Genomic DNA, 26,513 nt, shown 5'->3' with positions numbered 1-26,513 from the left:
CATCAGCCCTATCTAAGCCTGTCATCTGAGCATTAAGCATACCGATAAAGCAAACGATTAAAGCAAATATAAATGCCCAGCTGACTATTTTTTTATTCGGGTTATGTTTAACAAGAAAAGCAGCAACGAGTAATAATGGCAATCCACGCAATATTTTCTTCACATAGTGAACACTGGTTGTTTCTTGGAGCAAATTGATCAGATGCGGAAAGCTAAAGGCTACAAATGCAATGCTCAATAGTGTGAGACTTTTGTTCCAGCTTAATTGTTTGTAATATCCTGCAACTATCGCGATCAAGATTAAGATCGTAGTGCTTACTATATAGCCTTTCGGAAATAAAAATAATAAAATCGGGTAAAGACATACACCAATAGTTGATGCGAGCAGCCATTTAGACTGGCTGTCATTTGGTAGTGACAAATTCATGCTGAACAAGCCTATTACTGTGAATTATAAAATTGTCGTGATAATACGGGAAAAATTAATTTGAGGCTAGGTTATAGTGTATTTTTTAGTCACCGCAGGTCTTATGATGCAGTCTCCCTTATAGCCTATATTTTTATGCTTAAGGAGAATATAATGACCGTAATAAATACGGGTGAATATCGAAATTTATGTTAAAACGCAGTTGTTTGCTCGCGTGTTAACGCAATCATTTTAATGATTATAATTTTAATAAAATATGGTGGAATAATGCTAAATAACAAGACAGTACTTATCACAGGCGGGACCGGCTCATTCGGTAAGCAGTTTATCGAAACAATTTTAGAACGTTATTCTGATGTAAAAAAGATCATTATTTATTCTCGTGATGAGTTAAAGCAATCAGTTATTAAACAAAAGTATCCCGCTTATGATTATCCTCAATTACGTTTTTTCATTGGTGATGTGCGAGATAAAGAACGCTTAACGCAAGCGTGTGAAGGCGTTGATGTTATTATCCATGCCGCAGCGATTAAACAAGTTGATACAGCTGAGTATAATCCAACGGAATGTATACGTACAAATATTGATGGTGCGGAGAATGTCATTCATGCTGCATTAGCTTGTGGCGTTAAAGATGTTGTCGCACTTTCAACAGATAAAGCCTGTGCACCGATTAATCTATATGGTGCCACTAAACTTGCATCAGATAAATTATTCGCCGCCGCAAATAATATTCGAGGCTCTAAAGACATTAAGTTTAGTGTGGTTCGTTACGGTAATGTGATGGGCTCTCGTGGCTCTGTTATTCCTTTCTTTTTAGATAAACGTAAAGAAGGGGTATTGCCAATTACTCATAAAGAAATGACTCGTTTTAATATTTCATTACAAGATGGTGTTAATTTAGTCATGTTTGCATTAGACAACCATCTAGGCGGTGAAATTTTCATTCCTAAAATCCCTTCTTATAAGATATTAGATATAGCCGAAGCTGTTGCTCCTGAGTGTAAAATCAGAGACGTGGGTATTCGTCCTGGTGAAAAACTGCATGAAGAAATGATCACGGATACGGATTCTTTAAATACCATTGATTTAGGACCGTATTACGCAATTCTGCCATCAGTATCGTTCACTTACCAAGAACAAGACTATATTGACCACCATAAAGCGGAAAAAGTACCATTTGGCTTTAAATATAACTCGGGTACCAATACCGAATGGGAAACAGTTGAAGGCTTACGAGACTTAATTGTTGAGCATGTTGATGCAAACTTTAAGGTATAACTAATATTATGATCCCATATGGTAAGCAAGATATAATCCAGGCCGATATTGATGCTGTTGTTGATGTTCTACAGTCTGATTTTTTAACGCAGGGCCCTCAGGTACCTGCATTTGAAAAATCATTAACCGATTTTACAGGTGCTAAACACGCATTGGCGGTAAATAGTGCAACCTCAGCATTGCATATTGCTTGCTTAGCATTGGGGTTAGGTCAGGGGGATACGCTCTGGACAACACCGGTTACTTTTGTCGCATCGGCTAACTGTGGTTTATATTGTGGTGCAAAAGTAGATTTTGTTGATATCAACCCACAGACATATAACCTGTGCCCGGTTGAATTAGAAAAAAAATTGCTGATTGCTAACGCTAAACAGCAATTACCTAAAGTTCTGGTCGTGGTTCATTTGTGTGGTCAGCCTTGCGATATGAAAGCGATCCATGCTTTATCATTAGCATATGGTTTTAGTATCATTGAAGATGCTTCCCATGCGATCGGCGGACGCTATTTAGAGTCACCAATTGGTGCTGGTGATTATTCTGATATCACCGTATTTAGTTTTCACCCGGTTAAGATCGTAACCACGGCCGAAGGCGGTGCTGCGCTAACAAATTGTGATAAATTAGCGGAAAAAATGGCGTTGTTTCGCAGTCATGGTATTACCCGCGACCCTGCATTAATGCAAGGTGAGTCTGATGGCGCCTGGTATTATCAGCAAATTGAACTCGGCTTTAATTATCGCATGACGGAATTGCAAGCTGCGCTGGGTGTGTCGCAAATGCAACGTTTGAATGAGTTCGTTGCAGCGCGACATCATCTTGCGCAGCGTTATAATTCGCTACTCAGTAAATTACCGCTCACAATTCCTTTCCAACTAGAGAATACATATTCGGGCTTACATTTGTATGTGATCCGTTTACAGCTGGATAAAATTAATTTGAGCCACCCACAAGTATTTAATGCGTTACGCGAAAATGGTATCGGCGTTAATTTGCATTATATCCCTGTGCACCTACAGCCTTATTATCAAAAAATGGGCTTTAAACACGGTGATTTTCCTGCGGCAGAGCATTATTATCAAGACGCTATTTCATTACCACTGTTCCACATTATGACGGAACAACAGCAAGATGAAGTAGTGTCGGTGCTAACGCGTATTTTATCGACGGATATTGAATGAGAGTTGCAATGATCCCTGCCCGTGGTGGCAGTAAACGTATTCCACGCAAAAATATCAAATTATTTCACGGTAAGCCGATGATCGCTTATTCTATTGAAGCGGCTCAAAAATCAGGTTGCTTCGATAAAATTATTGTATCTACAGACGATCAAGAAATTGCTGATGTCGCTTTAGCGTATGGTGCGGAAGTACCATTTTTACGTCCTGCGAATATATCAGATGATCACGCAACCACAATGGATGTCATTCAACATACAATACAGTGGTTTGAATCGCAAAGTATGGCTGTTGATTTACTCTGTTGTATTTATGCGACGGCGCCATTTATATTACCCGGTGATTTATCTGCAGGATTAGCAGCGGTATCAGAAAGTAATATTGATTACGCATTTAGTGCCACTTCATTTGCATTCCCTATACAGCGAGCCATCGCATTGAATGGGCATGGCACTGTAGAGATGTTGCAGCCGGAGCATTTAAATACTCGCTCACAAGATTTAGCAGAAGCTTATCATGATGCTGGGCAGTTTTATTGGGGCAAGGTAGCTGCCTTTAAGGCTGGAAAAGTAATCTTTTCATCTTCAGCTAAAGCTATCTTGTTACCGCGTAAAAGAGTTCAGGATGTTGATACTTATGAAGACTGGGAACTTGCTGAAGCGTTATATGCGGTTATGAAGGTATAGTGATGAATATTGTAATCCGCGCTGATGCATCGGTACATATTGGCAGTGGCCACGTGATGCGTTGTCTAGTGCTAGCACAAGAGTTACAACAGCAAGGTCATCATGTGCGTTTTGCTTGTCGCCGACAACTTGGTCATTCAATTGACTTTATTGTGGCGAAAGGGTTTAAGGTTTTAGAGTTAATTCCGGTTGAGAACGAGTCTGTTCCGCAAAATACTGCCGATTATGCGGCTTGGTTACAAGTGTCTTGGGATGTCGATGCGGCTAGTTTTATAAATGAAGTCGGTTTTGCTGACTTAGTTATTGTTGATCACTATGGCCTAAATAAAAACTGGCAGAGCCGTGTTCGAGATACTCTCAGCTGTAAAATATTTGTTATTGATGATTTAGTTAGAGAGCATGATGCGGATATAATTTTAGATCAAACCTTATTGCGAACAGCGCAAGAATATCAATTAACTAACCCTAGCAGTAAAATGTTAATGGGTTGTGATTTTGCATTGCTTAATCCGATGTTTGCTGGTTATCGTGAAAAAGCCTTAGAGTTAATGCCATTTTCAGACGTCGCTAATATATTAGTTACGATGGGGGGCATTGATCAGCCGAATGCGACGTTATCTGTATTACGTGCTTTATCGTTATCCGCACAGGCCATCAAGGTGACCGTATTACTTAGTGAGAGAGCACCGCATTATCAGATTGTTAAATCCTTTTGTGATGGTTTTTCATGGATTACTCATATTGACTTTGTTGATAATATGGCTCATCTGATGTTAGAACATGACATCGCTATTGGAGCGCCTGGTTCTACAACGTGGGAAAGAGCTTGCCTTGGCATTCCTGCTGTTATTATTCCCCTGGCAGATAATCAGCTTACAATTAGTCAAAAAATGCGTGCTGTAAATGCCGCTATCAGTCTTGATGTAGAACGAATTGAGGCTGAGCTATTAACAGCGATTGAACAAATTAAAGCCAGCTATAGTACCTTTAAAGCAACTAATTTAGGCTTGTGTGATGGGCTTGGGGTAAAGCGTGTTGTGGCTAATATAAATGCCTTATCAATTGATGCAAGCCAAATCAATATACGGCGCGCCAACAACACCGATATCGATATCGTATACCAATGGCAATGCCATGAAAATACTCGCCGTTATGCATTAAATCCGTCAATACCGACATTTTCTGAGCATGAGACTTGGATGTCTAATAAGGTCATAGATAAAAATCATTATTTTTATCTTATCGAATTGAATGAGATTCGAGTGGGGGTGGTAAGGCTAGATAGATTAACAGCAGGGGAGTATGTGGTTTCTATTTTTATATCGCCTGATTATTATGGACAAGGCTTAGCTAAACAAGCTTTAAATTATATCGATTATATACATGCGCACGTAACAATACATGCAACGGTCTTTAAAGATAATATAGCTTCGCAGAAATTATTTTTATCAGCGAATTATCAACGAACTTCAGACGAAAGCTTTATTCGTACGCCTGTTATTTAGTATACATCAAATGTTGAGTTTATTATGAACGATTTTATTACTATTGCGGGTCGCAAAATAGGTCCGAATTTTCCACCCTATATCATCGCTGAATTATCAGCTAACCATAACGGCGACATCAATCGTGCTTTCAAAATTATGGAAGAAGCTAAAAAAGCCGGTGCTGATGCCATTAAATTGCAAACCTATACGCACGATACTATTACCATGGATTGTGATAGTGATGAATTTCAGATTCATGGTGGCTTGTGGGATGGACAAAGTTTGTATGAGCTGTATAAAGGTGCGCATATGCCATGGGAGTGGCATAAACCATTATTTGAAAAAGCAAAAGAACTTGATATAACAATTTTTAGTTCACCATTTGATTTCACTGCGGTTGACTTGTTAGAAGAATTGGATGCGCCTGCTTATAAGATTGCCTCGTTTGAATTGATCGATTTACCTTTAATTCGTAGAGTGGCTCAAACTGGCAAGCCGATGATCATGTCGACAGGCATGGCAAACCAAGAAGAAATAAAAGAAGCGATAGATACAGCTAGGAATAATGGTTGTGAGGAACTTGTCGTCTTGCATTGTGTCAGTGGTTATCCGGCACCTGCGGCGCAATATAATTTACGTACTATTGCTGATATAGCTGAGCGTTTTGATGTACTGTCTGGATTATCTGATCATACGATTGATAACGCTACAGCAGTTGCTTCAGTTGCGTTAGGTGCATGCCTGATTGAAAAACATGTGACATTAGATCGTAATGGCGGTGGTGCTGATGATAGCTTCTCACTTGAACCCAAAGAGTTAACGCAATTATGTGCAGACTCTAAAACGGCGTGGCTGGCGATGGGGAAGGTTAACTATGAAAGAACAGCAGCAGAGCTGGGTAATGTCAAATTCAGACGGTCTTTATATGCAGTCAAAGATATATCTATTGGCGAGGCACTTACATCTGAAAATGTAAGAAGTATAAGACCTGGGTTTGGGTTAGCACCTAAATATTATGACAGTATTATTGGTAAAAAAGCCATTAAAGTAATTAATAAAGGTAGTCCTTTAAAATTTGGACTATTTGAATAAAAAATTTCAGAGAAAGGAAAGATTATGCAATATTGTAGTAAATGTATTATGCCAGTGACCAGACCGGAACAAGTTTTTACTGATGGCATTTGTGATGCTTGCCATTCTGCATTAGAGAAGCATGCAGAAATTAATTGGGATACACGAGCAGAAGAATTTAAAGTGATCCTAGACAAATACCGTAGTAAAGATGGTAGTCAGTATGACTGTATTATCCCTGTCAGTGGTGGTAAGGATAGTTGTTATCAAGCGATTACTATGCGTGATAAATATGGGATGAATCCGTTATGCGTTACGCATACCCCTTGTGATTTAACAGACGTTGGTTTGAAAAACTTGAATTTTTTAAGAGACCAAGGTTTTGATTTAATACAAATATCTGGTAATCGTAAAAATTACAGAGAGCTAGTACGCATCGGTTTTTTCAAACTAGGTGATTGTTGCTGGCCTGAACATATTGGTATTTTTACGGCACCTATACGCGTAGCTGTTAACTATAATATTCCATTATTAATATGGGGTGAAAACTCTCAATTTGAATATGGTGGTCCTGCCGCTAAAAAAGGCAATAACTTTCTCGATAGAAACTGGTTAGAACAATTTCAAATGAGTGGCCATAGACTCTCTGATGTTGTTCATGATGGCGTCGAGTTAAATACGATTAAAACATTAATTTATCCTAGTGATGAAGAGGTAAATCGAGTCGGCGTTACTGGATTATTCTTAGGCTATTTTGAAAAGTGGGACTCAAAACGTAATGTTGACCTTTGCTGTGATCTTGGTTGGAGTAAAAACCCTGATGGTCCAGTGGAAGGTGCACATAACGATGTAGAGAATCTAGATTGTAAATGGATCGGTGGTTTACATGACTATATGAAATTTATTAAGTATGGTTATGGTCGCGCTACAGATCAGATATGCATTGAAATACGCGCAGGCAGAATGACCCGAGAAGAAGGGGTTAAAGCACTTAAAGAATCTACTGAAGGGCAAGTGCCTATGAAGTATGTTCCTGATTTTCTAGAATACTTGGATATTACGGAACACGAATTTTTTAATAACTTAGACCGATTCACGAATAAAATGATCTTCGAAAGAAATGAAGATACAGGTGAATTGATTAAAGATGTTAAAGGTGATTTGGTTCGCAAGTTCTTCCCAGGATAATTGATGATGCTAAAAATTGTAGATTTACAGGTTGGAAATATCGGCAGCGTAATCAAAGCGGTAAAACACTTAGGTGTTGATTATGAATTGATTACGCTGCCTGAACAACTCGATGGTGCCACTAAGATCATTTTACCTGGTGTTGGTAGTTTTACGACGGCGTCTGAAAAACTATTCAATTCAGGGTTCGTTGAGGCGCTCAATCAACAAATATTGACTTTAAAAGTACCCGTTCTAGGTATTTGTGTTGGTATGCAATTGCTTGCTAACAACGGTGTTGAAGGTGGTGGTGCGAAAGGGCTAGGGTATATAGATGCTACGGTCGAACGAATTAATAGTTTTGATGGCGATTTAATTATCCCCCATATGGGCTGGAATGATGTCAATACTAAAGAGTTGGCATTATTTAATGGTATTGAAAACAATAGTTGTTTTTATTTCGTACATAGTTATGCAATGAAAATAACAAATCTGCAAGGGCTAGATATCGCGTTTACGGATTATGGTGAAGATGTTGTGGCCTATGTGAGAAAAGATAATATACATGGAGCACAATTTCATCCGGAAAAAAGTCAATCTGTCGGTCTTCAATTTTTACGGAATTTTATAGAATCATGTTAAGAAAAAGAATAATTCCTATTGTTTTATTAGATGGTTTTTCAGTGTTGAAGACGATCAATTTTAATCAGCGACGTAATCTTGGCAGCCCAATTACGGTTGCAAGAACCTACAATACGAGAAACGTTGATGAATTGGTATTATTAGATATAGATGCATCTAAACAAGGCCGTGCAATTGATAAGTTTACGATTGCTGAGATTGCTCAAGACTGCTTTATGCCTCTGACTGTCGGAGGTGGTATTACCTCGATTAAAGATATTCAGGATTTATTAGCAAGAGGTGCTGACAAAGTCGCTATTAATACTTTTGCAATTAAAAATCCTTTATTTATTAAGGAGTCAGCGGATATTTTTGGTTCACAATGTATCGTAGTCTCTATTGATGTGGTCAAGGATAACGATAATTATTTAATTTATAGTGGTGGAAAAATTAATGATGATCTTGAGCTCGTTAGCTGGATAAAGCAGGTTGAAGAACTGGGTGCTGGTGAGTTAATCATTAATAATGTAACTAAAGATGGAACCATGTCGGGAGGAGATGCTGTTCTTGCGGAGTTAGTTGCGAGTAATGTGTCAATACCTGTAATTTATGTTGGTGGCATTAGCAACCCCAAAAATGCAAGTGAAATAGCACAAACCAATGTATCTGCTGTCGGCATCGCAAGTCTTTTCCATTTTACTGATTTTACGCCGAGTGATTGTAGTGCTCAGCTAAGAAAGGATCGAATTCCTGTTAGATAATATTAACTTATAACTTGCGTATTAGTCGCAAAATATGAATGTTAACGAGCCGGAACCTATCGCGTTACGGCTCGTAAAATAATTTTATTTTTGTGCTAGTAATTGTTCAATTTTTTGTTCAATTTTTTGATCAATGAGTGAGTTGTCATCTGCAAACATAGAGAATATTTTAAACATATTATCTAATTCGTCATCGCTAATGAGGTTCAGACGTCGGCAATAATTTTCAAATCCTGTCCCCGCTGATGTGCAGATAGATAGAATATTGCACTTTTCTTTAGCGCCAAAAATCATTAATTCAAGTGGAATTTTATTGTTAATAAATTCAGTATCCGGAAAAATATTCAGATAATCATTTGAGTTTTCTTTGGGATGAGATTTAATCGCAAAATAAATACCATGCTCCTTTAATTTTTGAAATATTTTTCGATAAATTAATGTATCAAGCCCGTTAGCAAAATATGGCTGTGTTGCGATAATAACACTATAATTTAATTTCAAATCATATTTAAAAAATCGATACAGGTATGTTTCGATAAAATCATGATCAACAAAGTTAATTAGGTGAGTTTTGTGTTGGAGCGCTTTAGGTGCTTTTTCTGGCGTCAATAGGTAAATAGCTTTACAGCGAGCGTCATCACCAAAATATCTAAATTGACGATTGTTAAACATAACTCGGTTTAGGATCCGTTCTAAAGGTTTTAACTCTATATTTAAATAATTAGCTATACCTTCTTCAATCATCAGGTAATCTGCAAAAGCCAGTCTAAATAATCGAGCTAACTTATTTCGATCATTAAATAGGAATAGCTGGTTTTGTTCTGAAAATGGAATATTTATGTTTAGCGTGTCAATGAATAGTTTATTGTGTATTTTTTGCTGAAAGCGAACCGATGTTTTGATATTTCTCATGCTAACGGCTTTTAAAATGTAGCCTTGCATACCTTGATAAAATGAATCGCTAACTTGCTCTCTTTGAATAAAATGTACATGAATATTCTCAGGCAATATACTTGGTTCAAAATTCTCAGGGTTGATCGTCTGTTGATCTGTGATCATGAAAATATGATGCTGTTCTATTTTATCTGATTGTGCTCGAAGTAAAGAAAATAACAAATGACGCACGGTTGAGCATAGGTAAATGTTCATTATATTATTTCTCATTTAGTAATTTTGTAAAATAAGCTAAATGTTGTTTTACTGTTTCTGAAGAGCTGAAATGTTGGGCTAAATTTTGCTGTGCGGCTTTGCCCATCGCATGGCAATGGACTTTATCTTTGATAAGTTTATTCATCGCAGATGCAAAAGCTGGGGCATTGTTTGTTTCAACGACATAACCTGTTTCATTATCGTTAACCAGTTCTGGCGAACCGCCAGTGGTGGTCACTACTGATGTCGTTCCATTTGCCATCGCTTCAATAATAGTACGGGGCAAGCCTTCTCCACTGATTGATGGCTGCACTTGAAAATCAGCCATCGTCATTAATGAAGGGATGTCACTACGATGACCAATTAAATGGATTCTATCAGCCATTGGACTCGCTTTAATTTCGTCAAAATGTGGTTCATAACCACTACCCGCTAAAATCAAGTGAAAGTTCGGATTGTCAATTAAGTGTGTTGCTTGTACTAAAATGGAAATGCCTTTGCTTGGGCGAACGTGTGTCGCGCAAACGGCTATAATATTGTCATCATTTAAACCAAACTCACTGCGTTTGGTTGGCTCAACTTGATACCAATCTAATTGATGACCTTTATAAATGGTGACAACATTGTGTTTATTTTTCCATACACGCTTTACAACGTCTTGCTGAACCGCTTGTGAAACACATACCACACCATCAACTCTAGGATGCAGTTGGGTTAAGTAGGCACTTGGATCATGGCGGTATAGGCCACCGGTCGTACCGCGATAAGCGATTAACTTAACATCAAAACCAATACAAGCAAAAGCTGCATTAGGGATTGTTTTGGAATTAAATGCATACACAATATCATAATTACCAGTAGCTAATTCTTGGCGAATGGTTTTGATTGCGGTAAAGCATATTTTTTTACTCGGGTAGCAATCAATCACATTGATATTGTGTTCTCGTAAGCGAGACACATACTCGGCATTACCTTCCGTCATGATAGTTATTTGATGACCTTGTTTGGCCATTTCAACGAATATTTCAGCTTCTGGACGTATGCTATTCCATGCGTGTAAATATGACGCACAAACGAGTATTTTCATGTTGCTTCCTATAAAATTTTTATAGCAAGAATATATACCAGATTTGATTGCATGTCTGTTAATCAAGCTATTTTGTTCTCTATTTATGCATAATTGCTGTAAAATACTTGGCCTAAAGATAATAATCTGAAAATAAATTAAAAGGTTTGATATGAGAACAATTTCAGCTCTACTCATTAGTAAAAATGAATAAGAGAGAATAACGCCGTGTTTAGCGTCTCTAAAAGGATTTGAAGATGAAATTATTTTGTTTGATTCTGGTAGCACAGATCGTACTGTTGAGATCGCAAAAGCATATACGGATAAAATTTGGATAACAGAAGATTGGCCTGGAGATGGTTTTCAGAAAGCTCGTGCATTTGAGCAATGCAGTTGTGATTGGGTGTTAATTATTGATGCTGATGAATATCTTGATGATGCTATGAAAGCCGAGATTACGAAACAACTATCAGATCCAAATCTAAAGGAAGTGGCGTTTAAATTACCTTGGGGTAACTTAATTCTGGATAAGTTGATGAAGCATGGCCGTTCATCACGCGCTCCAAAACGTTTATTCAAACGAGAAGGCGCTGAAATTACTAAAGTTGTGGTACATGCAAATGTATTAACTGAGGGGAAAGTGTCTACGCTTAAACATGGTTATTTAATGCATAATTCGTTACGTGGATTTGACCATTTGATGGAAAAAACACGTACTTATTCGTGGGAGACGACTAAGAAATATCATAAGAATAACAAACCAAGTTTAGGCATTTATTTTGCCGTATTACGATTTCTCTGGACTTTTGTGCAGGTTTATTTTATCCGCGGTGGATTCTTAGATGGTAGCCGAGGTTTATTAATGGCGATGATTTTTGCTCAGTCCTCTTTTAATAAATATGCTGGTTTGTGGTATTTAGAGCAAGAAAAGAAGCTAAAAGACAAATAGTTATTTTAATGCTGCATATCCTCCTAAAGCGGCTTAACTGTTGCTTTATTTGTTCATCTGTCCTCACATAGACGATTTAAATGCTAGCATTAACTTGTAGTTATAATTTAATGCTAGAATATCGTTCAAGTTATTCCCATTCATCATCAGGTCAACACCATGAACATTACCATTGCAGGTACAGGTTACGTTGGTTTATCAAATGCAGTGTTATTAGCGCAGCATAATCGCGTAATTGCATTAGACATTATTGCCGAGAAAGTAAATCTTATTAATGATAAGAAATCACCTATTTCAGATAATGAGATTGAAGATTTTCTCGCTAATAAAGAACTTGATCTTATCGCGACAACGGACAAACAACTCGCCTACGGTAATGCCGATTATGTGATTATCGCAACACCGACCGATTATGATGTGGTACATAACTATTTTAATACCAAGTCTGTGGAAGCGGTAATTAAAGATGTTATGGCGATTAATCCAACTGCGGTAATGGTGATTAAATCAACGGTACCGGTTGGTTATACCAAAGAAGTAAAACAGCGCCTTGGTTGTGATAACATTTTATTCTCGCCTGAGTTTTTACGTGAGGGTAGTGCCTTATACGATAACCTCCATCCGTCTCGTATTATTGTCGGAGAGCAATCTGAGCGTGCCGAAGTCTTCGCTGGCTTGTTAGTTCAAGGTGCAATTAAGACTGACATTGATGTATTGTTTACTGATTCAACTGAAGCTGAAGCGGTTAAACTGTTCTCAAATACTTACCTTGCTATGCGTGTTGCGTACTTTAATGAGCTTGATAGTTACGCTGAAACACACGGTTTAGATACTCGTCAAATTATCCAAGGCGTAGGGTTAGATCCTCGAATTGGTAGTCATTACAATAACCCGTCATTTGGTTATGGTGGTTACTGTTTACCTAAAGATACCAAACAATTACGTGCAAACTATGCAAATGTACCGAACAGTTTAATTACTGCTATTGTTGATGCTAACTCGACACGTAAAGATCATATTGCCGATGCCATTATTGCCAAAAATCCGCAAGTAGTCGGTGTCTATCGCTTAATTATGAAGTCTGGTTCGGATAATTTCCGTGCCTCATCGATTCAAGGTATCATGAAGCGTATTAAAGCCAAGGGCATTAAGGTTGTGGTATATGAACCGGTATTAACCGAAAGCGAATTCTTTAAATCGCCGGTGTTCACAGACCTAGATGAATTTAAAGCCTTGTCTGATGTCATAGTCTCTAACCGGTTAGCGGACGAGCTGCTTGATGTAGCGGATAAAGTCTATACCCGTGACCTGTTTGGTAATGATTAAACTGGTAATGATTAAGTTGGTAATGATTAAATAGTAATGTTTGAGCTTGGTTAATGTGCCGACTTACAAGTGAAAACATTAATTATAAATAACATTGAAAAACATAAGTTATAAAAATAGAAGTGAAAAACACATGAAATATTTAATTACCGGCGCTGCTGGGTTTATTGGCTCGCGCTGTGCGGAGCTTTTATGTCAACAAGGCCATCAAATTATTGGCGTTGATAATTTAAATGATTATTACGATGTAAATTTAAAACACGCACGCTTAGCAAATGCTAGCAAGTCGGCGTTATTTAGCTTTATTGAACTTGATCTGGCTGATCGTGATGCGGTGTCGACACTGTTTGCTGAGCATAAATTCGATCGGGTGATCCATCTTGCCGCACAAGCGGGCGTTCGCTATTCCATTGATAATCCAATGGCATATGCTGATAGTAACTTAACAGGTTTCTTAACCGTATTAGAAGGCTGTCGTAATAATAAAGTGAAGCACTTAGTTTATGCTTCATCAAGTTCTGTATATGGTTTAAATAATAAAACCCCATTTAGCACTAGTGACAGTGTTGACCATCCTATTTCATTATATGCAGCATCGAAGAAATCTAATGAATTGATGGCGCATACCTACTCACATTTATATGGCGTACCGACAACGGGTCTACGCTTTTTCACTGTGTATGGTCCTTGGGGTCGTCCGGATATGGCGCTGTTTAAATTTACCAAAGCCATTATCGCCGGTGAAGAGATTGACGTGTATAACAATGGTGACATGTTACGTGATTTTACTTATATCGATGATATCGTGGCAGGGGTATTACAAATTCAAGATGTAATACCAACACCGGATGCTGAGTGGAAAGTCGAAACGGGTAGCCCTGCCACTAGTAGTGCGCCTTATCGGGTTTATAACATAGGTCATGGTAGTCCGGTTAAGTTAATGGATTACATTGAAGCACTTGAAGACTCGTTAGGTATTAAAGCTAAGAAAAACTTTATGCCGATGCAGCCGGGTGATGTTTACGCGACCTATGCCGATACCCAAGATTTATTTGACGCGACAGGTTATACGTCGAAAGTAAAAGTCAAAGAAGGGGTTAAAGCCTTCGTTGATTGGTATCGTGACTTTTACAACGTATAAATAGCTTATTGTAAGATTAAAATAACAACTATAGGCACATTGATTGAAGTAAGCTGGCTATTGCTGGCAGGGATGCCAGCCCTAAGCCTCCATGGATGGGTTTACGGCGTGCCGAGCGTCTTTTATCAATGTGACTTTGTCAAAACTATATTGCTCAATTAAAGGATATGACCTTGAAGCAAACTAAGATCACTAAAGCGGTAATTCCGGTAGCAGGTTTAGGTACACGTATGTTGCCTGCCACCAAAGCTATTCCAAAAGAGATGTTACCAGTTGCTGATAAGCCACTGATTCAATATATTGTTAATGAATGTGCCGCGGCGGGTATTACCGAGATTGTGCTGGTTACCCACGCCTCAAAAAATGCTATTGAAAATCACTTTGATACCTCGTTTGAATTAGAGTCAACGCTAGAACACCGCGTTAAACGTCAATTATTAGCTGAAGTACAAGCGATTGCGCCCAAAGGTGTGACGATCATGCATATCCGCCAAGGCGTTGCGAAAGGCCTCGGCCACGCGGTATTGTGTGCGAAACCGATTATTGGTGATGAACCGTTTGCCGTGGTACTGCCTGATGTATTGATGGATGAAGTCAGTGCCGATTTAAAAACTGAAAACTTAGCCTGCATGATGCGTCGTTTTGATGAAACCGGATTTAGCCAGATCATGGTTGAACCTGTGCCGATGAATTTAGTGTCTGGTTATGGCGTTGCAGATTGTGGTGGCGTTGAACTTAGCGCTGGTGAATCGACGCCTATGACCGCTGTTATTGAAAAACCAGCGCAAGATAAAGCGCCATCAAACCTTGCTGTTGCAGGACGTTATGTATTACCTGCGGCAATCTGGGATTTGTTAGCACGTACAGCACCAGGTGCGGGTGATGAGATCCAATTAACAGATGCTATTGATGATCTAATGAAATTAGAAACGGTTGAAGCTTTCCATATTAGCGGTAAGCTGCATGACTGTGGTTCAAAGCTCGGTTACATGAAAGCATTTATTGAGTATGGTTTACGTCACCCTGAAGTTGGCGCTGATCTGCAAGCGTTTATTCATGATTTGAAATTATAACAGTTCTAAGAGCGACCCCCTTCCAACTCCCCCCTAACTTCTTATTTTAGATAGGGGGGAGGAGTAAAAGTAAACGACCCCCTCCCAACCTCCCCCTAAAGCTAAGGGGAGGAGCTAAGACTTCGTTGCCAATTTATTGCTGCACTGGCTTGGCGCTGTCTTATCCCCTCCCTTTTTGACGGGGAGGGCTAGGGTGGGGTCGCTCTTACTATTAATCTAATTCAGTTTCTAACCAATCAGAATCAAGTTGCGCGAATGCTAATAGCAGTTCAACTACCGCCGCATAAAACCCAAATTTATCACAGTCTTTCACTTTCATTTCAAAATCACCTAACCAGTTAAGTAAGTGCGTTTGTAAGAAGTCGTGCTGCAGGGCAAAGTTAGCGCGGATCGCTTGCTCAGATTCAGAATCTAAGGTTTTTAACACTAGGTTACCCATGAAGTCTAACTGGATAGCAATGTGATCAGCAGGCTCGCTGTATTTGTCACTGATATTGATGTTGTGCTCTTCTAGTAGCGCAGTCATTTTTTGATACGCTTCTTGCATCAAATGACCATTCTCACTGGTGAATACCGATTCATACGGTGGCGCAGATGATTTACTGTTGCCTAAAAATATCTGTGCGTAATCGGCACAAAGTTCTAAACGTGCGTCATTACGTAGGTTGGCAGCCGCTAATGCGCTAATTAACTTTTCTGCAGAGGCTGTTAATGCTGGTGTTGCAGCTAACCCTTGTAAGAAACCTTGGATTTCAGCAGACTGGTATTGACCCAGTTGCTCGTCGCTTAATTCTGCTGCTAGGGTTGTTGAAAGCCACCAGTAGATCTCTGAACGGGTCTGGCATAATTGAGTTAGTTCATCCATTGTCTTCTCCAAATAGGGTTGAGAACTGTCATTGGGCTGCATTATAGCGGAATTAATTTAACCGCGGAGTCAGTTTTGATCAAAGTTAAATTAAAATGCAGCCTTTTCACGCAAAATTGAAATTTTCTCAAGTCATTCTAGTAGGAAGTTGCTAACACTCGCGTTACAATATGGCCGAAATTTAGTTTACAAAGCAATTTACAAAGCAATTTACAAACCAACTTGTATAATCTCAATCAGGAGAAAACGGATGTTTACACGTGATATGAATATAGCTGACTATGATGCAGAATTATGGGCAGCAATGACACAGGAAGTAACTCGTCAGGAAGATCATATCGAGCTTATTGCTTCAGAGAACTATACAAGCCCACGCGTAATGGAAGCTCAAGGCTCTCAGCTTACTAACAAGTATGCAGAAGGCTATCCAGGCAAACGTTATTATGGCGGTTGTGAGTATGTCGATATTGCTGAGTCTTTAGCAATCGAACGTGCAAAGCAATTGTTTGGTGCTGATTACGCAAACGTACAGCCACACTCAGGTTCACAAGCCAATGCTGCTGTTTACATGGCATTAGTTAAACCAGGTGATACTGTACTAGGCATGAGTCTTGCTCATGGTGGTCACTTAACACACGGTGCAAGCGTAAGCTTCTCAGGTAAGATCTACAACGCAGTTCAGTACGGTATCAACCCTGAAACTGGCGAGCTAGATTATGCTGAAGTTGAAGCGTTAGCGATTGAACATCAACCAAAAATGATTGTTGCAGGTTTCTCTGCATACTCAGGCATTGTTGATTGGGCTAAATTCCGTGAAATTGCAGACAAAGTAGGTGCTTTCCTATTTGTTGATATGGCACACGTTGCTGGTTTAGTTGCTGCTGGTCTATATCCAAACCCAATGAAGCATGCACACGTTGTAACTACAACTACGCATAAAACATTAGGCGGCCCACGTGGCGGTCTTATCCTTGCACAAGCAGATGAAGTCATTGAGAAAAAACTAAACTCAGCAATCTTCCCTGGTGGTCAAGGTGGTCCTTTAATGCACGTTATCGCTGCTAAAGCAGTTGCATTTAAAGAAGCGATGGAACCAGAGTTCGCTGTTTACCAACAAAATGTACTTGATTGTGCGAAAAGCATGGTTGCAGTATTACAAGAACGTGGTTTCAAAATCGTTTCTAACGGCACTGAAAATCACCTGTTCTTAGTTGACTTGATTGGCAAAGAGTACTCAGGTAAAGACGCTGATGCGGCACTGGGTAATGCACATATCACAGTAAACAAAAACTCGGTACCTAACGATCCGCGTTCACCATTTGTTACATCTGGTCTACGTATCGGTACACCGGCTCTTGCTCGTCGCGGTATCCCTGCTGATAAAGCTGGCGAACTTGCGGGTTGGATGTGTGACGTATTAGATAACATCGGTAATGAAGAAGTTGCTGCAACTGTACGTGCTAACGTACAAGCGCTATGTGCCGACTATCCTGTATATAAATAGGCTGTTTATAAATAGTCTACACAAGTAATCCAGTTTGTAGGCCTTTGGGTCTATAAATACTCGATTAATTTGTTAACCGTAAATGCTACTTAACTTGAATTCATGTCATTGTTAAGTTTGTCATTTACGGTTTTTTTTTCCTACATTTACATATCTATATACTTACCTTAAAGCTATACAGACCTGTTTCTCATCCCTGTTAATACTTAGTCATACCTTTAAATCATGCTATTTCCATGCTTTTTCATTGCCTTCGCAGCATATGATCAATGGTCATCGAATGTTAGCTTGTGAACGGCTAGCAATCTAATTTCATAGGCCAAGGATGGGTAATATGATGAATAACACGCTATTAAATCAAGTCTGTAAAAAGCTGTCAGTAGCATTAGCTAGCGGCATAAAGGTGACTTTTTTGACACTTTTGCTGAGCGGTTGCAGCTCAGTTGATGTATTAACACAAACTCAAAATGGTGCTGCTTATGAATATGAACTTGGCCAATTAGATACCATAGACGTGGTTGATATGGCACAAGAACATTGCGGTAAATACGGCAAAAATGCAGAGCTAACCAACCGTTATTCAGATGCAAACCGTATCTTCAATACGCTGATATTTAATTGCTCTTAAGCTCTTTTTGGCTTAACTGTGAGCTCTGGAGTGCTCAATTTCGTGATCGTATTTTGCAGCACACCCCTTTGGTGTTAACATTATTGCAACATGCGATTCTATTTTGTGGTTAGAATATTCTTTGAATAAATAGCGAAAGCGATACTTGAGAAGGTAATCTCAAGTTAGAATAATGAACAGGGTGAGGTATAAAGGATGATGCTGAATTCAATAACGAATCATAAACGTTTACTGCTGGTATTGCTCTGCGGGTCTATGAGCTATTCAACACTGGCTAAAGTATACAGTTGGCGAGATGCTGATGGGACTATGCACTATAGCCAGTTCCCACGTCAGATAGTGGAGAAAAATGCCGCGCAAAGTCGTGCTAGCCGTAAACAAGCGGATATGGATGACATCGTTAATGATCTTTCTGCAATGAAAACGAGTAACTTACTCGATGGGCTCGATGACATTATCGCTAATGCCAATGTTGAGCGCCAAGCTGAAAAAGTATTAACCCGTCGCGACCCGCAATTGGTATTGATTGAGCAACAACTTGCCCGTCAACTGGCTAAGCAACAAATCCAATTGATAGCCGTTAATACAGAGTCGATGGAACAAATTGAGGTGCTGCCAGGAGACGTTAGAACGAGTGCCGTCCTTAAAGTGCCACCGAAGACAACGGCCAAGCCTCAAAATGCTTTTTTAGCCGCGATTAAAAAGAAATTAAACCGCGCCGATGAAGTTGAAGTCATTGTTGCATCGGCGCTGCTTTCTAAGCAAAGTAACGCGGTGAGCCGACGTCAGCCACAAGCAATAGCAGTACCGGTGCAGAATAAGTTCTTAGCTGAGATAAACAAGAAGCTATTTAGGACGGCGCAAGAGTCACAAGTCGCCCTTAAATCTGAGTTGGTGCAGTCAGGACGAGCGACTGGTAGGCAAAGTACACGTACCACTACAACGGCTACAACAAATACGGCAACAACAAATAAAGCACTGATGCAGAGCGCAGAGCAAATTAAAGCAATTGAAAGTGAAATTAGCAGCAGTAGTCAGCCACGCCAAGTGACAGCGCCGTCGACAAAAAAAATCAATTCCGCGTTAATGCTCAGCCGATTAAGTTATAATCACAATGCGCGTTTACCTTTATCGGGAGCGGGGTTCGATCAACTTGAGCGACAAGGTATTGATGCATCAAGCCAGTTTGTTAATGAAGTGAACCGTAGCGCAGAATAATCACAATATAGATTTAGGTCGGTTTTTAGATGCTTAATATGGCGATTAAAAACCGGCTGATTATTCAACAATTTGTTAACTTATTTATTAATTCTACTAAATTATCTGCACTTTTCTGTACCCGCCTGCTGTTTAACGATAAACTCAGAATAATATTATTCAATAGGATTGTTTATGTTCTGTCCATTTTGTTCTGCGACTGAAACTAAAGTTATCGATTCTCGTCTTGTGGCTGAAGGCCATCAGGTGCGTCGCCGCCGTGAGTGTGCGAAATGTCATGAACGTTTTACTACCTTTGAAACTGCAGAATTAGTTATGCCACGTATCATTAAAACAGATGATAAGCGTGAACCTTTTAACGAAGATAAATTGGTTAATGGGATTTATCGTGCGTTAGAGAAACGTCCCGTTGCGGCTGAGCAGATTGAACTCGGTATTAATCAGATTAAATCAAGTTTAAGAGCTACCGGTGAACGTGAAGTCGAATCCAGTTTTCTGGGTGAGCTGGTCATGGACGTATTAAAAAAACTCGATAAAGTGGCTTATGTACGTTTTGCTTCTGTTTATCGGTCTTTTGAAGATGTAAAAGAGTTTAATGAAGAAATTGCCAAACTCGACAAATAATCCTTATCTGAGTCCTTACTGATGATGCCAAACAAATCTCGTGCCGAGCTAGACCTACTAGTGGCTAAACTCGTCTCAACCAGTCAATTCAATGCTGCAGACAGCCGATATATGCAACGTGCGATCGCACTTGCACAACAAGGCCGTTTTACCACCGCGCCTAATCCTAATGTTGGCTGTGTTGTGGTTAAAGCAGATAAAATCATCGGCGAAGGTTTTCATTTACGTGCTGGTGAACCGCATGCTGAAGTTCATGCTTTACGCGCCGCAGGTGCTGATGCACAAGGTGCTAGTTGTTATGTGACATTAGAACCTTGCAGCCATTATGGGCGTACACCACCATGTGCTGCTGCCTTAGTTCGCGCCAACGTTAATGAAGTTGTTATTGCCATGGTTGATCCCAATCCACAAGTGGCAGGCAAGGGTATAGCGATGTTAATCGCGGCAGGCATTAAAGTGCGTATTGGTTTGTTATCTGCAGCTGCGCATGCGCTAAATCCTGGTTTTATTCTTCGGATGCGCGAGCAACGTCCTTTTGTACGCTTAAAAATGGCGGCTAGTTTAGACGGACGTACAGCCCTTAACAATGGTGAGAGTAAGTGGATCACCGGTCCTGCGGCTCGTTCTGATGTGCAAGTTTACCGCGCCCAAGCTAATGCGATCTTATCAACGGCAAGCACAGTGATTATCGATGATGCATCACTCAATGTACGTTATAACGAATTAGGTAGCAGCCAAGCAGAGTATCCTTTATCTCAATGTGCTGCATCAACATCAGCACAACAGGACATGCCTACACCGTCTCAACAGGTACGCCAGCCGCTACGGGTGATCTTAGATAATCACCACCGACTAGATGCATACCTCGCTGAGTCAGAAGCAGAATTGAAGTTATTTAATCAGCCCGGTGAGATACTGTTGATCAATGGCGCAAAAAGCATCGCTAATAGTGCGGAAAGTACGATTAATAATGCAGAAAATAAGACGAATATTGGTGCTAAAAATCAATCTCCAGTAACGCTATTGGCTAATGAATCGCTCTCGCGAATTGAAATTGCGCAAGATAGTCACCATAACATAGATCTAAACCAGTTAATGACGACGCTAGCGCAGCAGAATATTAATGACTTGTGGGTTGAAGCAGGGGCTACGCTGGCAGGGTCATTACTTGAACATAAGCTGGTGGATGAGATAATTATTTACCTGGCACCTAAACTGATGGGTGATAGCGCCAGAGGATTAGCAGTTTTAAGCGAGCTAACGGCAATGGCGCAAGTGCCAACCTTTAGTTTTACCGATATCACGCAGGTTGGTGATGATCTTCGTATTACAGCAAAACCGGAATACTAATGTTTACAGGAATTATTGAAACCGTGGGTACGCTCACTGGTTTAACCCCCAAAGGGGCTGATGTGAGTATCACTGTTGACAGTGGCACACTTGATTTAAGTGATGTAAAACTTGGCGACAGTATCGCCACCAATGGGGTTTGTCTGACGGTTGTTGAATTACTAAGCAATGGTTACCGCGCTGATGTGTCATTAGAGACGATTAAACGCTCTGGTTTTGCGCATTACAGAATTGGTGATAAGGTAAACTTAGAAAAAGCGTTAACCTTAAATACCCGTCTGGGTGGTCACCTAGTCAGTGGACATGTAGATGGCGTTGCCGAAATTGTTAACATCAGTAAACTTGGTCGCGCGACTGAGTATTGGTTAAAAGCACCCAATGAATTAGCCCGTTATATTGCCGAAAAAGGTTCAATTACCATTGATGGTATTAGTTTAACTATTAATGAAATTGACGGTGCTAAATTCAAATTAACGATCGTACCGCATACCGCGTTAGAAACAACGATAGAAAGTTATGTTGTCGGTCGTAAAGTTAATTTAGAAGTAGATGTTATTGCCCGTTATTTAGAACGGATCATGCTAGGTGATAAAGCCGCTGAATCAAGCAGCCCTGAACAAGGTATCACCATGGATTTTCTTGCGAGTAATGGATTTTTAAAGTAAAACATCTATTAACGATCAGTTTTTAATTGTTATAAAAGGGCTATGAGCATGGCACTAAGTCGTATTGAAGATATTATTGAAGACATCCGCCTAGGTAAAATGGTTATCTTGATGGATGATGAAGATCGCGAGAATGAAGGCGATCTGATCATGGCGGCTGACAAAGTAACGCCAGAAGCGATTAACTTTATGGCGACGCACGGTCGTGGTTTGATTTGTCTAACCTTAACCAAAGAGCGTGTAGCGAAACTGCAGCTACCTTTAATGGTTCAAGACAATACGGCGCAATTCTCAACTAACTTCACGGTTTCGATTGAAGCCGCTGCAGGCGTCACTACTGGTATTTCGGCAACAGATCGCGCGGTAACGGTATTATCTGCGGTTGCTGGTGATGCAAAACCGGCTGATATTGTAATGCCGGGTCATATTTTTCCACTGGCTGCACAAGACGGTGGTGTACTAACACGCGCTGGTCATACTGAAGCCGGTTGTGATCTTGCCCGTTTAGCTGGTTGCGAACCTGCTGGTGTGATTGTTGAGATCTTAAAAGATGACGGTGAAATGGCACGTCGTCCTGATCTCGAAATCTTCGCTGAAAAACACGGCCTTAAATTGGGTACCGTGGCTGATTTAATTGAATACCGTAACAGTAATGAAACGACAATTGAACGCGTTGCAGAATGTAAATTACCAACAGAGCACGGTGATTTTGATTTAGTGACTTACCGCGACACCATTGATAATCAAGTTCACTATGCATTACGTAAAGGCGATGTTGTTGCCCAGCAGCCAACATTGGTACGCGTGCATGTACAAAATACCATGACCGACATTTTACATACTGACCGCGCGAGCAAGATCTCATGGTCATTAGATGATGCAATGACGCGTATTGGCCGTGATGGTGGCGTAATGGTCATCTTAGGTAATGAAGAAAACTCTAACGATATCATTGAAAAAGTAAAACAATTTGCCCAAGAAGATAAAGGCGAAGCACAGCCAAAAGCAAAATGGCAGGGTACTTCACGTCGTGTCGGTGTTGGTTCACAAATTTTAGCTGATATGGGCGTGTCTAAGATGAAGCTATTAAGCTCTGACAAACGCTACCATTCACTATCAGGCTTTGGCTTAGAAGTTGTCGAATATATCTCTAAATAAGTTTTAGAGCTGTCTTAGAATAAGTTTTAGCGATAGTCGTAGAATAAGTTTGCTTGCTGGCGAAAGCTTGGTACAATCCGAGCCCTTTCGTCAGTCGATTCTCAATAATTAAAATTGGCCGTAAATTTACGTGCCGTGATATAGGATTTGTACACATGAAATTTATCGAAGGGAATGTTCCTGCTCCAGAAGCAAAAATTGCAATTGTTATTTCTCGTTTTAACAGCTTCATTAATGAAAGTTTGTTAGAAGGTGCTATCGACTCACTAAAACGTTTTGGCCAAGTTAGCGATGACAACATCACTGTTGTTCGTGTTCCTGGTGCTGTAGAATTACCGCTTATCACTAAGCGTGTTGCTGCTACAAAACAGTTTGATGCAATTATTGCTTTAGGTACGGTAATTCGTGGTGGTACACCACATTTTGAATTCGTAGCTGGCGAATGTAATAAAGGTCTTGCTCAAGTTGCAATGGACTATGATGTTCCTGTTGCATTTGGTGTGTTAACTACTGACACTATTGAGCAAGCAATTGAGCGTGCTGGTACCAAGGCTGGTAATAAAGGGTCGGAGGCTGCTCTAAGTGCACTTGAAATGGTGAATGTTTTGCATCAATTAGATGTATCATTGGAGAAAAAATGAAACCTTCGGAACGTAGTAAGGCACGTCAATTTGCCACACAAGCAATTTATCAATGGCAAATGACCAAAGAAACTGTTGCAAATATTGAGCACCAATTTGTAACAGAGCAAGATTTTAGCGACACAGATGCAGTTTACTTCCGTGAACTTGTATTAGGTGTAAGCTTAAATGCTGTAGAACTTGATGAGTTAATGTCACCATTCCTATCTCGTCCAATCGATGATTTAGACTTGGTTGAGAAAGCGATTTTACGTCTTTCTACTTTTGAGCTAACTAAGCGTCAAGATGTACCTTATAAAGTTGTGATCAATGAATCTATCGAATTAGCGAAAGATTTTGGCGCTGAAGACAGCCATAAATTCGTTAACGGCGTATTAGATAAAATTGTAAGTAAATTGCAATTACGTTTGAAAAAATAATTTAATTATTTTCTTCATGCAAAAAAGCTAGCACAGGTTGCTGGCTTTTTTTATGTCTAAAGAATACCGTAAAGGCAGTAATAACAAGTACAATAACGTTATTAATTTAACACAGATAATGGAACGAAAGATCACTATGGCGACAGGCGAGTTTGATTTAATTGGACAATATTTTTCGCATAAATCGGTAGCACGGGATGATGTCATTGCTGGTATTGGTGATGACTGTGCCATTTTGTCTGTGCCGGTCGGTAAGCAACTCGTCGTGACTACCGATACCATGGTTAGCGGTGTGCACTTTCTTGCCGATGCTGATCCTGCTGATATAGCGCATAAGTTAGTGGCAGTGAATATCAGTGATATTGCCGCAATGGGTGGTCAACCTGCTTGGGCTTCATTAGCGTTAACCTTGCCGAGTTATGATAGTGCATGGTTAAGTGCATTTAGCGATAGCTTACATCAGCAGTTACACCGTTATGGCGTCAGCTTGATCGGTGGCGATACGACTAAAGGCGACATGACGCTAACGCTGACGCTACAAGGCTTTGTTGAGCAAGGTAAAGCCTTACGTAGGCAAGGTGCGCAAGTTGGTGACTTGATTTACTGCAGTGGCACGATTGGCGATGCGAACGCTGGGTTAAAACTATTAATCGATGCCGATAATCGTACTGAACTTGATGTTGAAAATAATACGCTTGCAACCACTAATGAAGCAGCATTAACGCATAGCGAGAAAGCATTTTTAATTACCCGTCATCAAAAGCCGACCGCGCGCGTGAGTACGGGTCAAGCATTAGTCGGCATTGCGAATAGTTGTATCGATCTTTCCGATGGCTTAGCGTCAGATCTGCAGCATATACTTAAAGCTTCGAGTCGCGCTGTTGGTATTACGTTATCGGCACATATTGAACTATCTGCGTTACCTTTATCAACGGCATTGCAAACTTATGTAAGTAAAGCGTTATGGCCGCAATATGCACTTGCTGGTGGTGATGATTATGAATTACTATTTACCGTCTCGCCAGAGCGTAAAACACAATTGGACAAAGCCATAGCTAAACATGATTTGTCTTGTACTCTTATTGGTGAGATAGTCAGTGCTGAACAAGCTGAACAAGCTGAACAAGCTGAACAACAAATTCAATATTTTAGCGATAACCAATTAACGACACTCGCTTTGCAAGGATGGGATCACTTCCAATGAAAAAAGATTTTTTATCGCCAGAATTACAAAAATTAAATTATGCCAATCCAGTGCATTTAGCGGCTGTTGGTTTTGGCAGTGGGCTATTGCCCAAAGCGCCAGGGACGATGGGCACGGTTGCCGCAATTCCATTGTATTTATTGATGACTAGCGTATTGGAATTAGGTCTATGGCAATATATTGCTATCGTGGCGTTGGCGTCAGTTATTGGCGTGTATATTTGCGCAAGCGCGAGTAAAGCCATGGGGGTACATGATCATGGCGCCATAGTATGGGACGAAATTGCCGGTTATGGTATTACTATGATTGCGGCTCCACAAGGTTGGATGTGGGTTATCCTCGGTTTTGCACTGTTTCGCTTCTTTGATATCGTCAAACCGGGTCCAATTGGTTGGTTGGATAAAAATACCCACGGTGGTTTTGGTATTATGATTGATGATGTACTGGCGGGTGTATTCGCTTTAGCCGGTGTTCAGCTGGTTGCATACATAGTACTGTAAATTTGCATTTAAGCAGTGTTAAGTGCTGCTTACTTTTGTTTTTCATTGCCGTTTAATCTGTAATGTTACCTTAAACGGCATGTAAAACACTGATTGGAGTATCTTCATTAAAATAGTGCTTATTTTTATAAAGTGTTAATTAATTACTGTCTCAAATGCTATTACGATTTATTTAACTGCGTTATTGGTCTGAATCGATAAATCGTACTAGTTTGATTTATCGTCAATCACCAGTGATATGACCCATTTTACAAAATTCGTGACTTTCATCACGTTTAGTCATCTATTCTGTCTCTATCCTCCTGCTTTTTATCGTTATTCCTTTTTGTTATCTATTAGTTCTTTGAATTATAAGTA

At 39.9% G+C, this 26,513-nt stretch carries 27 protein-coding genes; 23 read left to right on the top strand and 4 right to left on the bottom strand.

The features are described 5' to 3' along the window. Positions 1-427: hypothetical protein (locus QNK26_RS09105; protein ID WP_319222372.1), on the bottom strand; the 427-nt coding region annotated here is incomplete at its 3' end. A gap of 267 nt (positions 428-694) precedes the next feature. Between QNK26_RS09105 and pseB the strand changes: the two genes are divergently transcribed. The 8 genes from pseB to QNK26_RS09065 are packed head-to-tail and all read left to right on the top strand — an operon-like array spanning position 695 to position 8,676. Then, complete coding sequence (gene pseB / locus QNK26_RS09100) at positions 695-1,708, top strand: UDP-N-acetylglucosamine 4,6-dehydratase (inverting) (RefSeq protein ID WP_319222371.1); 1,014 nt, start codon at positions 695-697, stop codon at positions 1,706-1,708. Between the two features lie 8 nt (positions 1,709-1,716). Beyond that, positions 1,717-2,886, top strand: coding sequence for a UDP-4-amino-4,6-dideoxy-N-acetyl-beta-L-altrosamine transaminase (pseC, locus tag QNK26_RS09095; RefSeq protein ID WP_319222370.1), 1,170 nt, complete (start codon positions 1,717-1,719; stop codon positions 2,884-2,886). Further along, positions 2,883-3,569, top strand: a complete 687-nt coding sequence (gene pseF, locus QNK26_RS09090; RefSeq protein WP_319222369.1) for a pseudaminic acid cytidylyltransferase — start codon at positions 2,883-2,885, stop codon at positions 3,567-3,569. The genes pseC and pseF overlap by 4 nt, the downstream gene beginning before the upstream one ends. 2 nt (positions 3,570-3,571) lie before the next feature. Beyond that, positions 3,572-5,074 (top strand): UDP-2,4-diacetamido-2,4,6-trideoxy-beta-L-altropyranose hydrolase, encoded by a 1,503-nt coding sequence (gene pseG, locus QNK26_RS09085; RefSeq protein WP_319222367.1) that lies wholly within the window; start codon positions 3,572-3,574, stop codon positions 5,072-5,074. 24 nt (positions 5,075-5,098) lie between these two features. After that, the gene (gene pseI, locus QNK26_RS09080; protein WP_319222366.1) at positions 5,099-6,148 is read left to right on the top strand and encodes a pseudaminic acid synthase; all 1,050 of its coding nucleotides are present in this window, start codon (positions 5,099-5,101) and stop codon (positions 6,146-6,148) included. A 24-nt stretch (positions 6,149-6,172) separates the two neighbouring features. Then, a complete protein-coding gene (locus QNK26_RS09075; protein ID WP_319222364.1) occupies positions 6,173-7,315 on the top strand; it encodes an N-acetyl sugar amidotransferase in 1,143 nt (380 codons plus the stop codon). Between the two features lie 3 nt (positions 7,316-7,318). Further along, on the top strand, positions 7,319-7,936 hold the full coding sequence (hisH, locus tag QNK26_RS09070) for an imidazole glycerol phosphate synthase subunit HisH (protein ID WP_319222362.1): 618 nt from the start codon (positions 7,319-7,321) through the stop codon (positions 7,934-7,936). After that, positions 7,930-8,676 (top strand): imidazole glycerol phosphate synthase cyclase subunit, encoded by a 747-nt coding sequence (locus tag QNK26_RS09065; RefSeq protein ID WP_319222361.1) that lies wholly within the window; start codon positions 7,930-7,932, stop codon positions 8,674-8,676. The genes hisH and QNK26_RS09065 overlap by 7 nt, the downstream gene beginning before the upstream one ends. A gap of 84 nt (positions 8,677-8,760) precedes the next feature. On the opposite strand, the gene QNK26_RS09060 is transcribed toward QNK26_RS09065, so the two are convergent. Then, positions 8,761-9,735: a hypothetical protein gene (locus tag QNK26_RS09060; protein ID WP_319222360.1), complete on the bottom strand. Its 975-nt coding sequence runs from the start codon at positions 9,733-9,735 to the stop codon at positions 8,761-8,763. A gap of 94 nt (positions 9,736-9,829) precedes the next feature. Continuing rightward, positions 9,830-10,912 carry a glycosyltransferase family 4 protein gene (locus QNK26_RS09055; RefSeq protein ID WP_319222359.1) on the bottom strand — a complete coding sequence of 361 codons (1,083 nt, stop codon included), beginning with the start codon at positions 10,910-10,912 and terminating at the stop codon, positions 9,830-9,832. A 199-nt stretch (positions 10,913-11,111) separates the two neighbouring features. On the opposite strand from QNK26_RS09055, the gene QNK26_RS09050 reads away from it, so the two are divergent. The 4 genes from QNK26_RS09050 (at position 11,112) to galU (ending at position 15,380) form a co-directional block, all read left to right on the top strand. Further along, entirely contained in the window at positions 11,112-11,840 is a 729-nt protein-coding gene (locus QNK26_RS09050; RefSeq protein WP_319222375.1) for a glycosyltransferase family 2 protein, read from the top strand. A 159-nt stretch (positions 11,841-11,999) separates the two neighbouring features. After that, a complete protein-coding gene (locus QNK26_RS09045; RefSeq protein WP_319222358.1) occupies positions 12,000-13,166 on the top strand; it encodes a nucleotide sugar dehydrogenase in 1,167 nt (388 codons plus the stop codon). Between the two features lie 133 nt (positions 13,167-13,299). Continuing rightward, positions 13,300-14,307 carry an NAD-dependent epimerase gene (locus tag QNK26_RS09040; RefSeq protein WP_319222357.1) on the top strand — a complete coding sequence of 336 codons (1,008 nt, stop codon included), beginning with the start codon at positions 13,300-13,302 and terminating at the stop codon, positions 14,305-14,307. A 173-nt stretch (positions 14,308-14,480) separates the two neighbouring features. After that, positions 14,481-15,380 (top strand): UTP--glucose-1-phosphate uridylyltransferase GalU, encoded by a 900-nt coding sequence (gene galU / locus QNK26_RS09035; RefSeq protein WP_319222356.1) that lies wholly within the window; start codon positions 14,481-14,483, stop codon positions 15,378-15,380. 211 nt (positions 15,381-15,591) lie between these two features. Here galU and torD read toward each other — a convergent pair whose 3' ends face one another. Beyond that, a complete protein-coding gene (gene torD, locus QNK26_RS09030) occupies positions 15,592-16,245 on the bottom strand; it encodes a molecular chaperone TorD (protein ID WP_319222354.1) in 654 nt (217 codons plus the stop codon). Between the two features lie 250 nt (positions 16,246-16,495). On the opposite strand from torD, the gene glyA reads away from it, so the two are divergent. The 11 genes from glyA (at position 16,496) to QNK26_RS08975 (ending at position 26,156) form a co-directional block, all read left to right on the top strand. Then, the gene (gene glyA / locus QNK26_RS09025) at positions 16,496-17,749 is read left to right on the top strand and encodes a serine hydroxymethyltransferase (RefSeq protein WP_319222353.1); all 1,254 of its coding nucleotides are present in this window, start codon (positions 16,496-16,498) and stop codon (positions 17,747-17,749) included. A gap of 334 nt (positions 17,750-18,083) precedes the next feature. Then, positions 18,084-18,377 (top strand): hypothetical protein, encoded by a 294-nt coding sequence (locus QNK26_RS09020; RefSeq protein WP_319222352.1) that lies wholly within the window; start codon positions 18,084-18,086, stop codon positions 18,375-18,377. 195 nt (positions 18,378-18,572) lie between these two features. Continuing rightward, positions 18,573-19,595: a DUF4124 domain-containing protein gene (locus QNK26_RS09015; RefSeq protein ID WP_319222351.1), complete on the top strand. Its 1,023-nt coding sequence runs from the start codon at positions 18,573-18,575 to the stop codon at positions 19,593-19,595. Positions 19,596-19,769: 174 nt separating this feature from the next. Further along, the gene (gene nrdR, locus QNK26_RS09010) at positions 19,770-20,219 is read left to right on the top strand and encodes a transcriptional regulator NrdR (RefSeq protein WP_017221092.1); all 450 of its coding nucleotides are present in this window, start codon (positions 19,770-19,772) and stop codon (positions 20,217-20,219) included. A gap of 24 nt (positions 20,220-20,243) precedes the next feature. Further along, positions 20,244-21,569 carry a bifunctional diaminohydroxyphosphoribosylaminopyrimidine deaminase/5-amino-6-(5-phosphoribosylamino)uracil reductase RibD gene (gene ribD, locus QNK26_RS09005; protein ID WP_319222374.1) on the top strand — a complete coding sequence of 442 codons (1,326 nt, stop codon included), beginning with the start codon at positions 20,244-20,246 and terminating at the stop codon, positions 21,567-21,569. Beyond that, positions 21,569-22,234, top strand: a complete 666-nt coding sequence (locus tag QNK26_RS09000) for a riboflavin synthase (RefSeq protein WP_319222347.1) — start codon at positions 21,569-21,571, stop codon at positions 22,232-22,234. The genes ribD and QNK26_RS09000 overlap by 1 nt, the downstream gene beginning before the upstream one ends. A gap of 48 nt (positions 22,235-22,282) precedes the next feature. After that, positions 22,283-23,392, top strand: a complete 1,110-nt coding sequence (ribBA, locus tag QNK26_RS08995) for a bifunctional 3,4-dihydroxy-2-butanone-4-phosphate synthase/GTP cyclohydrolase II (RefSeq protein WP_319222346.1) — start codon at positions 22,283-22,285, stop codon at positions 23,390-23,392. Positions 23,393-23,547: 155 nt separating this feature from the next. Next, positions 23,548-24,033 carry a 6,7-dimethyl-8-ribityllumazine synthase gene (ribE, locus tag QNK26_RS08990; protein WP_045111726.1) on the top strand — a complete coding sequence of 162 codons (486 nt, stop codon included), beginning with the start codon at positions 23,548-23,550 and terminating at the stop codon, positions 24,031-24,033. Continuing rightward, positions 24,030-24,452 (top strand): transcription antitermination factor NusB, encoded by a 423-nt coding sequence (gene nusB, locus QNK26_RS08985; protein WP_319222341.1) that lies wholly within the window; start codon positions 24,030-24,032, stop codon positions 24,450-24,452. The genes ribE and nusB overlap by 4 nt, the downstream gene beginning before the upstream one ends. A gap of 52 nt (positions 24,453-24,504) precedes the next feature. Beyond that, positions 24,505-25,656, top strand: coding sequence for a thiamine-phosphate kinase (thiL, locus tag QNK26_RS08980; RefSeq protein WP_319222340.1), 1,152 nt, complete (start codon positions 24,505-24,507; stop codon positions 25,654-25,656). Beyond that, complete coding sequence (locus QNK26_RS08975) at positions 25,653-26,156, top strand: phosphatidylglycerophosphatase A (RefSeq protein ID WP_319222339.1); 504 nt, start codon at positions 25,653-25,655, stop codon at positions 26,154-26,156. Before thiL ends, QNK26_RS08975 begins: the two co-directional genes overlap by 4 nt. The last annotated feature ends 357 nt before the right edge of the window (positions 26,157-26,513 follow it).

The organism is Moritella sp., from assembly GCF_033791185.1.
Classification (GTDB): domain Bacteria; phylum Pseudomonadota; class Gammaproteobacteria; order Enterobacterales; family Moritellaceae; genus Moritella.
This window is presented reverse-complemented; position numbering and strand designations above follow the sequence as displayed.

Excerpts from the sequence above, each read along its gene's own strand:
- pseB (WP_319222371.1), top strand. The coding sequence starts at position 695 with ATGCTAAATAACAAGACAGTACTTATCACAGGCGGGACCGGCTCATTC.
- pseC (WP_319222370.1), top strand. The coding sequence starts at position 1,717 with ATGATCCCATATGGTAAGCAAGATATAATCCAGGCCGATATTGATGCT.
- pseF (WP_319222369.1), top strand. The coding sequence starts at position 2,883 with ATGAGAGTTGCAATGATCCCTGCCCGTGGTGGCAGTAAACGTATTCCA.
- pseG (WP_319222367.1), top strand. The coding sequence starts at position 3,572 with ATGAATATTGTAATCCGCGCTGATGCATCGGTACATATTGGCAGTGGC.
- pseI (WP_319222366.1), top strand. The coding sequence starts at position 5,099 with ATGAACGATTTTATTACTATTGCGGGTCGCAAAATAGGTCCGAATTTT.
- QNK26_RS09075 (WP_319222364.1), top strand. The coding sequence starts at position 6,173 with ATGCAATATTGTAGTAAATGTATTATGCCAGTGACCAGACCGGAACAA.
- hisH (WP_319222362.1), top strand. The coding sequence starts at position 7,319 with ATGATGCTAAAAATTGTAGATTTACAGGTTGGAAATATCGGCAGCGTA.
- QNK26_RS09065 (WP_319222361.1), top strand. The coding sequence starts at position 7,930 with ATGTTAAGAAAAAGAATAATTCCTATTGTTTTATTAGATGGTTTTTCA.
- QNK26_RS09060 (WP_319222360.1), bottom strand. The coding sequence starts at position 9,735 with ATGATCACAGATCAACAGACGATCAACCCTGAGAATTTTGAACCAAGT.
- QNK26_RS09055 (WP_319222359.1), bottom strand. The coding sequence starts at position 10,912 with ATGAAAATACTCGTTTGTGCGTCATATTTACACGCATGGAATAGCATA.
- QNK26_RS09045 (WP_319222358.1), top strand. The coding sequence starts at position 12,000 with ATGAACATTACCATTGCAGGTACAGGTTACGTTGGTTTATCAAATGCA.
- QNK26_RS09040 (WP_319222357.1), top strand. The coding sequence starts at position 13,300 with ATGAAATATTTAATTACCGGCGCTGCTGGGTTTATTGGCTCGCGCTGT.
- torD (WP_319222354.1), bottom strand. The coding sequence starts at position 16,245 with ATGGATGAACTAACTCAATTATGCCAGACCCGTTCAGAGATCTACTGG.
- glyA (WP_319222353.1), top strand. The coding sequence starts at position 16,496 with ATGTTTACACGTGATATGAATATAGCTGACTATGATGCAGAATTATGG.
- QNK26_RS09020 (WP_319222352.1), top strand. The coding sequence starts at position 18,084 with ATGATGAATAACACGCTATTAAATCAAGTCTGTAAAAAGCTGTCAGTA.
- QNK26_RS09015 (WP_319222351.1), top strand. The coding sequence starts at position 18,573 with ATGATGCTGAATTCAATAACGAATCATAAACGTTTACTGCTGGTATTG.
- nrdR (WP_017221092.1), top strand. The coding sequence starts at position 19,770 with ATGTTCTGTCCATTTTGTTCTGCGACTGAAACTAAAGTTATCGATTCT.
- ribD (WP_319222374.1), top strand. The coding sequence starts at position 20,244 with ATGCCAAACAAATCTCGTGCCGAGCTAGACCTACTAGTGGCTAAACTC.
- QNK26_RS09000 (WP_319222347.1), top strand. The coding sequence starts at position 21,569 with ATGTTTACAGGAATTATTGAAACCGTGGGTACGCTCACTGGTTTAACC.
- ribBA (WP_319222346.1), top strand. The coding sequence starts at position 22,283 with ATGGCACTAAGTCGTATTGAAGATATTATTGAAGACATCCGCCTAGGT.
- ribE (WP_045111726.1), top strand. The coding sequence starts at position 23,548 with ATGAAATTTATCGAAGGGAATGTTCCTGCTCCAGAAGCAAAAATTGCA.
- nusB (WP_319222341.1), top strand. The coding sequence starts at position 24,030 with ATGAAACCTTCGGAACGTAGTAAGGCACGTCAATTTGCCACACAAGCA.
- thiL (WP_319222340.1), top strand. The coding sequence starts at position 24,505 with ATGTCTAAAGAATACCGTAAAGGCAGTAATAACAAGTACAATAACGTT.
- QNK26_RS08975 (WP_319222339.1), top strand. The coding sequence starts at position 25,653 with ATGAAAAAAGATTTTTTATCGCCAGAATTACAAAAATTAAATTATGCC.